Here is a 14,158-nt window from a genome sequence, read left to right as displayed (position 1 = left end):
TCTATTATTTTTTTAATTTAAGACACAGATGCATTAAAGATTCTGGCAAAACAGACAAAAATATAATAGCGTATATCTTGAAATTCTTCAAGTTATATTTTAATGCCTTAAAAGACTCTTTCCAAGCAAGAAGCCTTTGACAATTTCTCATTGCATCAAAGGCTCTCATCTTATGCCAACTAGACAAATAACACCTTAATCCTTCTACTGTCTTATTTTGAGAATATATTTTCTGCAGCTCTACCCCTACAGGATCTTCCTTAGATATCCTTTTCATAGGACGTTGATCAAAGCTATGCGTATCTCTTATGCAATAAACTGCGAGCGCTTTCTTACTATAAGCTATTTGAGAACATAGAGCCATCTTTGCCCAAGTTAATAAATCCTCTCCTAAAGGCAATCCTACAGGAAATCCACCTATCTGCTGTATTATACTTTTTCTCAAGACAATCGCAGATGTCCATAAAGGAGGACTCGATGTAGAAGCAACACTAAAATAATTGTCTACAAGACCATCTTCTCCTTCAAATCTTAAATTATTAATTATAGTATTAACTTCCTTTCCTGAAGGACGCCTATACAAATAGTCTGTTGCCCAGACTCCACAAAATGGATATTTACAGATTAAATCAATTTGTGTTTGAAGATAGTTATTTTGCCATATATCATCAGCATCTAAAAAGGCTAAATATTCACCCTTAGCTTCTTTAATACCACGATTACGAGCAGCACTAACTCCTCCATTTTTCTGATTAATCAACCTAATTCTAGAATTTAAGAATTTCTTAACTTCATCAACGCTTCTATCAGTAGAACCATCATTGACGATTACTATCTCAAAATTCTGGTAAGTCTGATTCAAGACAGTTTGAAGCGTTTTAGCAATCTGCTTTTCTTTATTATATAAAGGTATTATTACAGAAATCATTGTTCATATCTTTAAATTTATAGAAAAATCCAAGAAAAATAAACGGTATCACATATCCTTGCTGAGCATAAGTGATAACATTATCAAATCCCATTGCAAAAAAGCATGCCACAAAAGAAGCAACAGTCAAAGCGCCAGCAAAAGTTATTGATAGATAATCTTTATATTTCCATGTTTCAGACAAAACAATCAAAAGCATAACTAGCGCAAAAACAATATAAAATCCTAGTCCAATATTACCAGACTCACACAACATTTGAACCCAATCAGAATGTATAAGTCCAGCACCTTTTCCTCCTTTGGAATATTCCTTATACCATGCTAACGAAGAACCACAACCTGAGCCTTTCATTTCTCTACCAGCGTAGAAATGCTCCATTGTAAGTTTCCAAGCCGTATCACGTCCATTCATTGTAACCTTTGCAGAACCAGCATTACTAAGCGTTACTCTATCTGCATCCTCCCCAAACATTTTCTCTCTTACTTCAGGAACAGCAAAAATAGACATGATGAAAAGTAACGCTATTAAACCAATATATGGTATAGACTTACCTTTTTTATATATCATATAAAAAAAAGCTAAACCTAATACAGAAGCACCAATTCCTGTTCTTACACTATCTACAACCGTTGAGAGAAACACCCAACCGGCCATCCATAAATATTTTCTTTTCTTAGTAACAAAATACATAATAAAGAAAACAGAAAACAAAATAGCAAAAAAGTCTGCTAGTGAAGCATACGAAATAAAAAGGCCACCAGCTCTATAAGTAAATAAAGCTTTTATATTTGGTAATGTATTTGATATAATACCTCCTAAAAAAAACGCATACACACAGCATATCCAACACGTTTTTTCTAGAAATATATAGAAATCATCCTCCCTCTGAATAGCATTGTATCCTAACCAAAAATAAAGATAAGGAATACAAAACTTCAACAACATCATCCAACCTTGACTAGGAGAAGATGTATATGTCATTGTATATAGATTCCAAAGTACAAATAAAGAATATGCACCTAAAACTATATTAAAACGGAATCGAAATCCGCCTCTATAAATTATAGACAATAGCAATACTATCCATACAACATACTTAAACAAAGATAGCGGACCTAGGAACAGCATTGCTGTTAATATGCTATAGATTAAGAAGCTAAGATTTTGATTGCAAACGTATTCATATCTTTTATCCCAAGGCAAAGTAACTACCATTTGCTTATTCAATGCAAATCTATAGGCAAAATAAAATGCAATTAAGCCGACAACTAAATTTATAATTAAAGCCATTATGATACAATATAAAACCTATTAATAAACCTTGAAAATTGCTTTCCAATCATAATCAGCATCCTTAAACGTTTGTGAAAACCATCTAGACATGCATCTTAACAAATATGCAAAACAAGTGATTAAGACAAATACGATTGGAATATTCATAGGGAATAACGAATTCAGTTTATCTGTCATCACCCAATATTGAACAACATATATCTCAAGACATAGTCCAGATACAATCTTCACTACAGGAGCTGTATATTTATTCTCAATCAACTTTTTAACAGATGCAGAATTACACAGCTTGTAAAAATAGAATGTAATACCAAATAATGGCAACAACGTAACGATCTGTAAACTAAAGAATAATTCGCTTTTCGTTCCTGCCCACAATATTCCATAGAAAGCAATTAATGAAATAATACAGCAGATTAAATCTTTTTTAAAAGAAAAGCTAATTACCTTTACTTTTCCACATCCAACCATTGCTCCTAATAACATATAAAGGAAATACAATCCCCATTTAAGATATGTATTACCATATATTAAACAATGAGAGGAATTGTCCCAAAAATAATATGCAACAAAAGACAATACCAATAAAAGCACAAAAACTGCTTTTAAATAATCAAAGACAAATCGCCTAATGAAATAGAGGACAACATAATAAATCATAATACAGGTAACAAACCATCCGCCTCCCCAAATTATAATTTCCTGCATATTATCCTTGTTGTTAAATAAAACAGAGGCCAACAACGCCCACATGAAGACGGTAGGATAAATACGATTAATTCGACGTTTATAATAATTATCAAATCTTCGCTGTTTACTCAAGAAAAGAGTAAAACCAGAACAAAAGAAGAAAAATACATCTCCTATTGCTCCACCTGTAGCCAAAGCACTAAACTTAACATATAAGTGTGCCATGTGAGAATTTGTTATCAATATAACAGCAAAGAACTTTAATATATCAACACTTACATCTCTTTTTTTTACAGCATCCAGCACCATTTTTTATTTCAATTTAGAATATAAATCATTAAACAAATCAGCATATCTTTCAAAGGTAAACTGATGTACATAATCCGATAAATGAGAGCGCATTTGCTCTAAAAGTTTTGGATTTTCTATAAGACTACAAATCTTATTAGCTAAATCATCCACCGATTCAGGTTGATGAAGTAATCCAACATACCCTTCTCTTACCACCTCTGGCAAACCACCGGTATTGCTAGCTACCAAAACACAACCACGAGCCATACCTTCTATTGCCGTCAAGCCGAAGCCTTCGCTTCTTGAAGGCATTAACAACACATCTATTTTGTCATAATACGATTGTAAATCTCTCTGTTGTTGCATTCCTGCAAATTCAATGATTTTGCAAAGATGCGATCTACTAGCATCTTCCTCCATTTGATGCCGCAAGGAACCATCCCCTACCACCAACAAACGAACATTCTTATGCTTGTCATATACTTTGGCAAAAGCAGGAACTACAAGATCCATACCCTTGATATGCTCCAAACGACTCACCACACCAATGGTTATAATATTCTTATTTTCTCTTTTTTTATCAGTAATCTGAATATAACCAGGCAAGGCATTATATATGGTATAATGAGCATGAGCAGGAATACGACAGATAGAAGAATCAAATAAAGAACAACTCCCAAAGAAGTTTTTCTCTGCTCTAAGTGTAATACAGGTAAAAGCTCTCAATACATGACTCTGCAAAAACTTTAACAGTTTCATTGCTTTTACTCCATATACATCAGCATTGGTATGAGCAGTTGCAACGATATTCTTCTGCACCATCAACTTTAACAAGATGATAGGAATGGCCCCAGGTGCCATATACTGTACATGCACTACATCAGGTTTAAAAGATAATTTTATCTTCCATAAATTCTTCAAGAGGAACAAGATTCCCTTCACTCCTCCCAATCGTACTCCTGCTTTTGAAAAGAGTACCACTTTACTACCAGCTTCTTCATACAGCTTCACCATATTTTCAGTATGCTCGAAATAACAGGCAGTTGTCACTTGATGCCCACCCTGTATCAATGCACGCACGAGATTCAGGGTTTGTATTTCCGTACCTCCAGTCAAGAGGCACGGAATTGTTAATAATATTTTCATGAATTACAAACAATCATGATGTTATAATAGCTATAAATGCAAGTCTACAACACTTTAAATTAAGAAATAACACTTCGGAATTTTAGTAGAGAACGCTTCATATTCGTACTTAATGAAGAGTTGAATTGACGAAGACTATTTACATAAATACTTCCATCTGCCCAGCCAGATTTATAGGTTTCATCACCTCTAAGGTGATCATACTTAACCAAGCCTTTCTTGATAGCTCTGCAAATCAAATAATAAAGATGAATTTTTACAGGTGAATATTTCTGATACTCAGGATTTCCTGCTGGCATATAATAATAGTAGGTACTGTCATCTTCAAAACCAAGATGCCAAGCAACTACAACATCCCCAACAGATAGTGTTGAAAAATGTACAGGTCCATTTATGCCACACAATCCAATTAAGTTTTTGTGAAACAAGGGAGCCTTATATGCGTGTGGCCATCGTAAAGTATGTACTTTTAAAAACTCCTCGAACAATTCTACAGGAACTTCGCCTATACTATTATATTCTTTAAACTTAAGTTCTGCAATTTCATTTAATCTACGTATCTGTCTCCTTATATCTCCACGAAGCTTAGTATTTAAGAAAGATAACAAATCCGAATCATCAGACATATCAGACAGATTCAAGCAAGGACAAATTTCTCCTTGTATCCAATTTGAGTCAGAAGATATAATATCACTTCTAATACCCTCTAAACATACTTCATCTGCATGATATGTCTTCAAACACTCAAACAAATCAACCCAAAAAGCCTCCTTTTCATCATCACTAATCATTTTTGAAAAAAGAGGATCATGGTAATCATAGTCTGAGTACCCTACAGATACGATGCTCTTCATAAAAGCTTGTTTCCAATTCTTTTTCCAAAGCACCAAAGGTAAGAAAACTTCTATATCTTTATATCGTCCCCATACAAAAATAGGAGTAATCTTTCTAAGAGGCATATAAGTATCAATCCAAGTTTTAGCAACAGCTGGATGAAAAAACACATGACTTAATAGTGACGATTCATATATATGTTTCCATTTCATCAAAAAAGTTTCACTCCAAATCTCTTTCCAATCATTATATATTTCAAAACTCCACATATCTATTTCACTCTAAAGTATAATTCCTTATCCCATTTGTTTGCCCAAAGGAATACTGGAGGCAATACTCCACTCCATGGTTTGCCACAAGGAGCCTTTGGATCAATATAAGCATCAATTGCTTTCAATTTTACGGCATGCTCTTTCTTATTCATTTTAACAAGACAAGCCTGTTTCCAATCAATCTTCCAACAGTTATAGAACCAGAACCATACACAGTATTCATACTGCTTGGCGTTGGGGCAAATCTTATCAAATAAATGAGATACAATATTGCTCGTAGTTACATGATCCGACCAACCTTCTCCATTTTTATGAGGATAGAACACAGATACATCATTCTGACCATCCACTATTTTGTGTATAAGACTAGAAAGTTTATCTGTTTGAGAATCACTCTCTAGAACTCTACCATCTGGATAATCCAAGAAATGGATATATTCTTGAGACAACCCATATTCTTTCGCTGCACGAATAGTCAACTGTCGGCGCTGACGGATTAACTCGCTTTCATCAATGTCACAACAGCCAGCATGACTTTTACCACCCCCCGTCATGATAATCAATTCAATTCGCTTTCCCTGCGCTATCAAACGCTGCATCAAACCACAACACCCAAACACCTCATCATCAGGATGTGGGGCAACTATCACGGAAAGATTAGCTGGAGTCAAATCATGAAGACTGCTTGTCTTTAAATGAATAGTTTGAACCCGAACTTTCCTTATGATTTTTTTATACATATCCTATTTGTACAATAATATATATTGAAAAATATTATCTTCTCTATCCAATCAGTATCCTTCCCACTTTTGTTTGCATCAATGCCCAAGAAAGACACCAAGAAATACATATCACGGAAAGTGTAAGCATGAAAGGAAACAAAACAACATGATTAGCAGCCAAATCCTCCAGAGGAAATATACGCTTTGCTGTAGAAGATATCATATAAGGACCTACCCAATTGTGGAAAATATAAATACCAAAAGAGTATTTACTTAACCAAACCAATGGTTGACATAATCTTAAAATATGCCTCCCCATATTAGCAAAAATATACAATATTCCTACTAAGAAACTTGCTACACAAAACACTGAATACCATGTTTGATCTCCATATTCTAAAGGACTAAAATAAGTCTGAAGTAAAAATGGAATCAATAAAAGTGTCACAAGATGATATTTTGATATAACTTTTTTTATTTTCGTTTGGTAAGAAGCCAACAACATACCAAGCATGAACCATCCAAACCATTTAGTAATATTATGAATTCCCATAATCATGGGTAAAAACTTTTCTTGACTAGCTCCCAAAAGAAAGACTACCAACATAAAGACCTGCACATTAACAGACTTCATATATTTCTTAATAAACCATCCCAATGGAAAACACCAGAACAGGAAAGATAAATACCATAAGTGGGCAAAACCACCAGTATATAACTCCCATGGCCTAAAAGAAACACCTGTTGTTGCCATCATTAAGATACCAAATACAAAGAAAGGAAGCAACAAGCGCATTGCTTTCTTTTTGATAAGAGGTACAAATTCTTGGTATTTACCTTTATCATAAAAATAGCTGAACAAAAAACCAGCTATCAATGTAAACATAGGCATAGCTATATTAATCCCCACACATTGGTTGAACCAGAAATATGCATCATGATACATCTGTACCGTTTCAGGAAAATGAGCAGGTACATACATATACTGATAAACATGGAAGAATACTACAACCAAGATAGACAAAGAACGTAAAATCGAAATATATGTAAGTTTCATTTTTAGTCTTCTAATATTCTTTCATAAATATCGATCACATGCTCTGCACTAACTTGCTCATATAACTTTTGAGTAGAATAGTCTTGTGAAAGAGTATGATTCATCCAAGCCATATAAAGCTTTAAAATACCATTTTTAATACTCCTATAACTCTGATTATTCACACTAATTCCACCACCAAATTGAGCCAATGTGTCAGCTGCAAAACCATTGGTTGGCGATATGGCAAGTATCGGCTTTCCTAATTGAGCATAGTCTGTGAACTTGCTGGCAAAGAAGATTCCTTTTTTCAGACGAGCTTCTAGCAATACCAAACAATCGAATTCCTGCATTTTTTGAATAGCCTCCATATAAGGGAATCCACCAATACATTTTACATAGTCTTCCAGCTGATATTTTCTGATAAGTTCTGTCGTATAGTCATTAAAATGCCCCATAATAGAGAATTCCATCTTATTAAAACCTTCATCTATTAACTCACGTAAAGCCTTAAAGGTAAGTTCAGGATTACGCTCTTTAGACAGATTTCCAGAATGGCACATTCTGAACTTATCATTAACTGGTTTTACTTTCAATCGAGGAACAATATCCTCAACCAATGCAATATGTGGAATAACCTCAGTTTTCAGTTCTGCCAAAAAAAGATAATGCGAAGTAAAATGTTCCAATAAAGACTGTGAAGGAAATGTATTTACATCAGCACCCTTTAAACACATCTGAGTAAATTGATCCTTTCTAGCCTGTTCTTTTGCCGAAAAATGATGCGTATAAGGCTCTGGCCATATAGGAGCAGCAGGATCATTCCAATTAGCAATCCATCTAATCCCCAACTTTTCTTTAAGACGAAGACCGATAATATGTGGAATATCACTTGGTGAACGGGTCAACACGGCATCATAATGATTCTCTTTACAGAGCTTCAATGCCAGTTCGTATGCACGACACGCCCAACGGACACCTCCTTCAGGATACATACCTAACTTAACAGAAGAGCGAAGAACGTCCCACATACGAGTGAGTTTTCCTCCTACTGGATAAGTTATAGTGATATTATTCTTTTTAAGTGGCAACCAAGGTTCTGTCCATTCAGTCGAATAGGCAGGACCTTCATCCACCTTTGATAACACATCCACATGCCAACCTTTTTTATACATGGCATAGGCTAACTTACCATTACACAAATTTTCAGAGAATGTATAAGGAAGATAGCCGGGAGCTATTAATAATAATCTCATAATCAAATTTCATTTAAAATCTTTCGCATATCCTTTTTTACGACATCACTCATTTTTTTTGCATTATCATACAATTTTTGTCCCACTACATCTATATTTTTACGCAAATTATCAATAGTAGATAACATTAGATTTGTCGTAAGTTTACTATCATCAATACAATATTCCTCACATTCAAACTGATGCATAAATTCACGAGTTTTTACATGATAAGCAACTCCAACTAGCGGAGTACCAGTAGCCATTGCAAATATGGTTGAGTGAGTTTTATGCCCTATAAAGAATTGACATTTCGCAACTTCTTTTATATGACTTTCTGTAGTTAAATCATCGTCATAAACCTTACACATTGTCGGTTTTGATACCTTATCAGTAATTTCCTTAATCAGTATACGATCATCAGGACCAGTACCCTTTAACTCCATTGGGAAGAAACGGACTTCGTAACCTTGTGCATTCAAATAATTACATGTATCGACAAATGTCTTAATATAATTGGCATGTACTTCAGGCTCTCGTTTCTGTGTTGCATAAATCGCAATTCCTACCCTCTTATCACGTTTTGTTGGAAGGACATAATCAGCAATCAAAGAGTTGAGAGTGATCACACTTTCAAAAGTATTTATTACTTTATCATTGGTTACACCCATTCTTCGAAGTTCATCTGCCGATTTCAACTCACGAGGAAGCATTATTTTGCAAGCTGATAGAATCTTCTTTGTGAGTATTTCATTCTTTGGATTATGGAATTCAAAAGGACCAAAAGACTGCGAAAAGCATACTAATGGTTTACCCAAAGAAAGAACTGCCATTGCATCATAATTAATAGAAGAAACTAAATCTCGGGAAAGCAAAGTCGTAAAATGATGTCCACCAACACTCAGTACTAAATCTGCATCCTGTACAACCTTTCTATAACCAGGATTAATAAAACATTTACAAATGCTATTTTTACCCATGTTTAAATAAAGCGTACGAAGTACAGTAAAAGTATAGGGCTTAACTTTTTCTAAAGTCTGCCAATAACAATGTGGAGAAGCTTCACTAAAGCACCAACTGTTAGAAACAAACTTGATACCATTTTTCGAATAAAAAGGTTCGTTATTCCACAACTCTGGCGATGATGTAGAGATGGTTATATTAATACTCGAGTCTATCGACTTGATGAGATTGCACATTGCATAAGCTACCGCTCTATCACCTTTATTTCCTGCATATTGATGGATAAGAAATATATTCATTATAATCAGTTAAATGTTATTCGTTATTTTTACGTATCGGAGCTAAATAACCATATTCGGCATAGCCCATGACTGCACAAAAAATAATAGCATAATCTTCAGGAATATCCAAAAGTTTTCTAAGCTTTATATCATCTTCTTTAGTATGTTGTCCCCAGGACAGAATTGTTCCTGTTATTCCCATAGTTTGTGCAGCAAGGAAAACATTCTGAGCACCCAAACTAGTATCAACAGAAGGTAAATACATTTCTGTTGGCCAAACATAACCTCTCACATTAGCTGTAAAACACCAAAAAGAAGGAATATTTTCACCAAATCCGGTGCCCCCGATACAACATGACAGGCATTTCTTTGCTAAATCTTGTTCATTAGCAACAAAAAATCGAATAGGCTGTTTATTGCAACTATTAGCAGCCCAATTTGCAATATCCTTCAATTTTGCAATGGTGTCTTCTGTTATTGGTTGAGAAGTAAAGCAACGATTTGAACGTCTTGCCTTTACAAGTCCTTCAAACTGTTCAAAAGTTATATTATTCTGGAAAAAATCGCTTCTGAAAGGTTTGAATTCATTAGGATGACTCTGAAGTTGTTCATATTTAGCAAGCTTTTCTTCTGCCCATAATACCGTAGGATCATTAGCATATTCCGTTTTTTTTATTTTCTTTATCAGCTGCTTCAAGGCATCGTAATAATTTTTACTATGCCCAGGAGATGCATCCGTTCGATGTAAGCCTTTATCTATAATATGTCCAAACTTACGCATCAACATCAAATCCTTATAAATATGATCTTCCAAAGATAGGTCAAAATAACGTTCCGTCTCAGTTAAGATTTCCTTATAATATTTCGGAACAACTATAAAGCCATTTGCTATTAGCTTATATATTTTATAAGGTATTAAAACTTTCAAAAATTTTCCACTTATTTTCATTTAATGCTACTTTTATGAATAAATCTATGTACAAAAAATCTGAATTGTTGAACGAAACAGAAGAACATACATGCTAATACCAACATATATGTACAAACCACAATTCCCCCATATAGAGCCCAAGATAAGAAAGACTGATTAGGGATAATATTTATATAATGGTCTGCTATATAAGTAACCAATAAAATAGATATCATTACTAAAAATAGAATCTTTCCTATACCACCTACATACTCCAATACATTATCTTTAAATCCCCAATGGAATAATAAGTAAGGCTTCCAAATATTCACTATCAGAATTTGGCTAACAATACCACCCAACAAAACACCAGGAAGTCCCCAAAGAGCACCACAACTGCAAGCTACACCTAAATTTATTACAATTTCTGCTATAGGAGCCCAAACATCCCAAAATAAGCCATATCCATAATTAAATTGCATAACACCACCTCTTGTGTAACTTATAAACACATTGATTACTATCAAGATTAAGATGATGTCATCAAGGATATACTTATCTCCTAACCATAATGCTATAAATGGATTGATTAACATATAAATAGCAAAAGATATAACGCCGCCAATAAAATAACGAATGGAAATAAGTTCCCAAAAGACTTTTTTAATATTATCTTTATTCCCTTCTGCAATTAAATTACCTACACCAGCTCCAGTACTCTCCAAGAAAGTATTGACAAACTGTGCTAATTTATCTGTAATAATAGTATAGTTACCATAGTAAGCCACCATTTGCAAACTAGCAAATGCATAAGTCAAAAATGGAACTGTTTGCCATTGTACTATACTACTTATTTTTTGAACAAACAGTTGCTTCGTATATTTAACGACCTCAGGATATTTCTTCATCAACTTTCTACCTTCACTTATCTCAGATTTAAGCCATGGATAAGTTTGATTGATTTTCCAATTAAGTACGAATGAGTATAAGATACCGAAAGTCAGTTCTATAGCTACCCATATATAATAGTTTTTATAATAATATGCCAGAAATATCTGCAAAAGTGTTTTAAGAATATTAGCTGATTGGAAATAACCAACAACAACATAATTCTTTTGATCTGCACCCAACAAATTTTGGCGATAATTGATAAAATATCCTATTAATGAAGAAGCTAAGAAACTATAATAAGCAAAATATATTAAAGTCCATTTAAACTCTGTATTTGGAAAGATCAAAGGAAGAAATATGGAAAGAATCATTCCTGCTGCTAATATTACCACACCAATACAGCGATATAAATATCCTAATACAGAAACAATTTCATTTATCTTTAATTCATCATGTTCAAATAATGGTTTATAAAGAATATATCCAATAGCAGTAGCAATACCTAACTCCGCCAAGTTTAAAAATCCTAGCAAATTCTGCAAAGTACTTGTAAAACCAATAAATTCTGCTCCTAATGTATCTAAGAAAATCTTTCTTGAAAAGAAAGACAATATCAATACCAAAAAATAGAAAATAAGATTTACCCTTGCATTCAACAAAGACTTCTTAACTCTAGAATCAGTACTAGACATAATTTTTAATATAGTCTTCTTTTATTTTTTCAATATTTCTACAATTCTCTCGCAAGCCTTACCGTCTCCGTATGGATTCACGGCTTTTGACATCTTTTCGTAAGCTTGCTCATCTTCCAACAAAGTACTAACCTCATCCATAATCTTCTGGTAGTCGGTACCAACAAGGTGAACAGTTCCACTTGCTAATGCTTCAGGACGCTCTGTTGTATCACGCATTACGAGAACTGGCTTACCTAATCCTGGAGCCTCTTCCTGGATGCCACCAGAATCTGTCAGTACGATAGTAGCTTTCTCCATCAGATATACAAACTCCAAATATTGCAATGGTTCGATAAAGAACATATTGCCCAAGTTACTCAAATCCTCACCGAATACCTCGTGGATTGGTTTTCTCACATTAGGATTCAAGTGCATAGGATAAACGAAATCTACATCTGGATATTTGCTTTTCAAATCCTTGATGGCAGTTACCATGTGAATGAAACCCTCACCGAAGTTCTCACGGCGATGACCTGTTATCAGAACCAGCTTCTTACCATCAGCCAGACGATTAACATCATAACCAGCCTGCTTTAAAATCTCTTTCTGCTCCTTCGCCAAAGTCTCGTCGTTCTTCAACTTATTTACTACCATGTGAAGGGCATCAATCACCGTGTTGCCAGTTACATAAATATTACCTTGTGCCTTTTCTTCCTTCAAGTTACTTTCCGACAGAGGTGTTGGAGAGAAGTTGTAAGTTGCAATACGACCTGTAATCTGACGATTCATCTCCTCTGGCCATGGTGAGTAGATGTTATGTGTACGAAGTCCTGCCTCGACATGACCAACAGGAATCTGCTGATAGAATGCTGCAAGGGCTGCCGCTGTTGATGTTGTTGTATCGCCATGAACCAATACTACATCTGGCTTGCACTCCTTGAATACATCTCTCATTCCAGTCAACACACGGGCAGTGACATCATACAGGTCTTGTCCCTGCTTCATGATGTTGAGATCATAATCTGGTTTTACCTCAAATATATTCAATACTTGGTCGAGCATCTCCCTGTGCTGACCGGTTACACAAACGATGGTCTCAAACCCATCATTATGCTTCTGAAACTCTTTTACCAATGGGCACATTTTTATTGCCTCTGGACGAGTTCCGAAGACTAACATTACTTTTATCATATAATATTATTGTTTATCATGAATAACAATTGATTCATACGTAATTTGGTACTAAACAAATGACAGAATCTACACCAATAGTAAAGATACTAATCCAATTTTTCAAAATTCAGTTTAAAAGCATTACTATCCATGACAGCTTTATAAAACTTAAAATCTTTCAGAAAAGCAACATATACCATGAGTATTCATTACATCATCAACAGCTTTTATTAGACGTGTCTCAATAGTTGGATCATCTTTAACAGCATTCTCTACCTCATCATTATTATAAGGCAAGCTGTGTCTTTTAGCGATTATATAATTGCATCCTGAGCCTCTTTCGGTGGGTCAGTTTCCGAAAGAGAACTGCAGGATGCGTTGTGGGTGATTATGTAGCGCCCAGACTACTAAGCTACTTCTCGTTATATATATTTTTTTGTTATTTCTAACAATATAATTGTTTCGTATCGGAAATGAAGGACATAGAGTCCCTGCCAGATAAGAATTGCTTTGAGGGTATTCTTATCTAGATATTGATTGAGTAAAATTAGTCTGAATTTGATTTTTTCTACCTCACCGTAGAGGTCCCACAGATCTCACAGATGAACACAGATTTTCCTACTACAATTATTATCCACAGATGAGACCGTTCGGTCAGATGACATTATTTCGTATGGTGCTCTATAAAGCGAGTAATCATTGATGATACCGTTTGGGGCGATTACCACTTTCAGGAAATACATACAGGCTATTAACCTTTTTCACTATTCGCTCTAAAGGTAACCATCTATATTTCCATACACCCTCTGAACCACCTT

The 14,158-nt window shown here is 34.5% G+C and carries 12 protein-coding genes; all 12 read right to left on the bottom strand.

Features of this window, described 5'->3' with window-relative positions; genetic code table 11:
• Window positions 1-4: 4 nt before the first annotated feature.
• Genes DWV53_RS10250 through wecB form a run of 12 tightly spaced genes read right to left on the bottom strand, consistent with a single transcriptional unit; the run spans window position 5 to window position 13,358 of the window.
• Window positions 5-928 (bottom strand): glycosyltransferase family A protein, encoded by a 924-nt coding sequence (locus tag DWV53_RS10250; protein ID WP_118153445.1) that lies wholly within the window; start codon window positions 926-928, stop codon window positions 5-7.
• On the bottom strand, window positions 900-2,219 hold the full coding sequence (locus DWV53_RS10245) for an O-antigen ligase family protein (protein WP_118153442.1): 1,320 nt from the start codon (window positions 2,217-2,219) through the stop codon (window positions 900-902). The genes DWV53_RS10250 and DWV53_RS10245 overlap by 29 nt, the downstream gene beginning before the upstream one ends.
• 21 nt (window positions 2,220-2,240) lie before the next feature.
• The gene (locus tag DWV53_RS10240) at window positions 2,241-3,221 is read right to left on the bottom strand and encodes an acyltransferase family protein (protein ID WP_118153439.1); all 981 of its coding nucleotides are present in this window, start codon (window positions 3,219-3,221) and stop codon (window positions 2,241-2,243) included.
• Window positions 3,222-3,224: 3 nt separating this feature from the next.
• A complete protein-coding gene (locus DWV53_RS10235) occupies window positions 3,225-4,349 on the bottom strand; it encodes a glycosyltransferase family 4 protein (RefSeq protein WP_118153436.1) in 1,125 nt (374 codons plus the stop codon).
• A gap of 59 nt (window positions 4,350-4,408) precedes the next feature.
• Window positions 4,409-5,452, bottom strand: coding sequence for a GNAT family N-acetyltransferase (locus tag DWV53_RS10230; protein WP_118153433.1), 1,044 nt, complete (start codon window positions 5,450-5,452; stop codon window positions 4,409-4,411).
• Window positions 5,453-5,454: 2 nt separating this feature from the next.
• Complete coding sequence (locus DWV53_RS10225; protein WP_118153430.1) at window positions 5,455-6,195, bottom strand: PIG-L deacetylase family protein; 741 nt, start codon at window positions 6,193-6,195, stop codon at window positions 5,455-5,457.
• A 43-nt stretch (window positions 6,196-6,238) separates the two neighbouring features.
• Window positions 6,239-7,234 carry an acyltransferase family protein gene (locus DWV53_RS10220; RefSeq protein WP_118153427.1) on the bottom strand — a complete coding sequence of 332 codons (996 nt, stop codon included), beginning with the start codon at window positions 7,232-7,234 and terminating at the stop codon, window positions 6,239-6,241.
• A gap of 2 nt (window positions 7,235-7,236) precedes the next feature.
• On the bottom strand, window positions 7,237-8,469 hold the full coding sequence (locus DWV53_RS10215) for a glycosyltransferase (protein ID WP_118081143.1): 1,233 nt from the start codon (window positions 8,467-8,469) through the stop codon (window positions 7,237-7,239).
• A 2-nt stretch (window positions 8,470-8,471) separates the two neighbouring features.
• Window positions 8,472-9,710 carry a polysaccharide pyruvyl transferase family protein gene (locus DWV53_RS10210; RefSeq protein WP_118153424.1) on the bottom strand — a complete coding sequence of 413 codons (1,239 nt, stop codon included), beginning with the start codon at window positions 9,708-9,710 and terminating at the stop codon, window positions 8,472-8,474.
• 16 nt (window positions 9,711-9,726) lie between these two features.
• Window positions 9,727-10,641 (bottom strand): nitroreductase family protein, encoded by a 915-nt coding sequence (locus DWV53_RS10205; protein ID WP_118153421.1) that lies wholly within the window; start codon window positions 10,639-10,641, stop codon window positions 9,727-9,729.
• Window positions 10,638-12,185, bottom strand: coding sequence for a lipopolysaccharide biosynthesis protein (locus DWV53_RS10200; RefSeq protein ID WP_118153418.1), 1,548 nt, complete (start codon window positions 12,183-12,185; stop codon window positions 10,638-10,640). Before DWV53_RS10200 ends, DWV53_RS10205 begins: the two co-directional genes overlap by 4 nt.
• 21 nt (window positions 12,186-12,206) lie before the next feature.
• On the bottom strand, window positions 12,207-13,358 hold the full coding sequence (gene wecB, locus DWV53_RS10195) for a non-hydrolyzing UDP-N-acetylglucosamine 2-epimerase (RefSeq protein ID WP_118153415.1): 1,152 nt from the start codon (window positions 13,356-13,358) through the stop codon (window positions 12,207-12,209).
• Window positions 13,359-14,158: the final 800 nt, after the last annotated feature.

It is taken from the genome of Segatella copri (genome assembly GCF_003465495.1).
GTDB classification, from domain to species: domain Bacteria; phylum Bacteroidota; class Bacteroidia; order Bacteroidales; family Bacteroidaceae; genus Prevotella; species Prevotella copri_G.
This window is presented reverse-complemented; position numbering and strand designations above follow the sequence as displayed.

Bases quoted from the DNA above. Each gene is read 5' to 3' on its own strand.
- DWV53_RS10250 (WP_118153445.1), bottom strand. From the start codon at position 928: ATGATTTCTGTAATAATACCTTTATATAATAAAGAAAAGCAGATTGCT.
- DWV53_RS10245 (WP_118153442.1), bottom strand. From the start codon at position 2,219: ATGGCTTTAATTATAAATTTAGTTGTCGGCTTAATTGCATTTTATTTT.
- DWV53_RS10240 (WP_118153439.1), bottom strand. From the start codon at position 3,221: ATGGTGCTGGATGCTGTAAAAAAAAGAGATGTAAGTGTTGATATATTA.
- DWV53_RS10235 (WP_118153436.1), bottom strand. From the start codon at position 4,349: ATGAAAATATTATTAACAATTCCGTGCCTCTTGACTGGAGGTACGGAA.
- DWV53_RS10230 (WP_118153433.1), bottom strand. From the start codon at position 5,452: ATGTGGAGTTTTGAAATATATAATGATTGGAAAGAGATTTGGAGTGAA.
- DWV53_RS10225 (WP_118153430.1), bottom strand. From the start codon at position 6,195: ATGTATAAAAAAATCATAAGGAAAGTTCGGGTTCAAACTATTCATTTA.
- DWV53_RS10220 (WP_118153427.1), bottom strand. From the start codon at position 7,234: ATGAAACTTACATATATTTCGATTTTACGTTCTTTGTCTATCTTGGTT.
- DWV53_RS10215 (WP_118081143.1), bottom strand. From the start codon at position 8,469: ATGAGATTATTATTAATAGCTCCCGGCTATCTTCCTTATACATTCTCT.
- DWV53_RS10210 (WP_118153424.1), bottom strand. From the start codon at position 9,710: ATGAATATATTTCTTATCCATCAATATGCAGGAAATAAAGGTGATAGA.
- DWV53_RS10205 (WP_118153421.1), bottom strand. From the start codon at position 10,641: ATGAAAATAAGTGGAAAATTTTTGAAAGTTTTAATACCTTATAAAATA.
- DWV53_RS10200 (WP_118153418.1), bottom strand. From the start codon at position 12,185: ATGTCTAGTACTGATTCTAGAGTTAAGAAGTCTTTGTTGAATGCAAGG.
- wecB (WP_118153415.1), bottom strand. From the start codon at position 13,358: ATGATAAAAGTAATGTTAGTCTTCGGAACTCGTCCAGAGGCAATAAAA.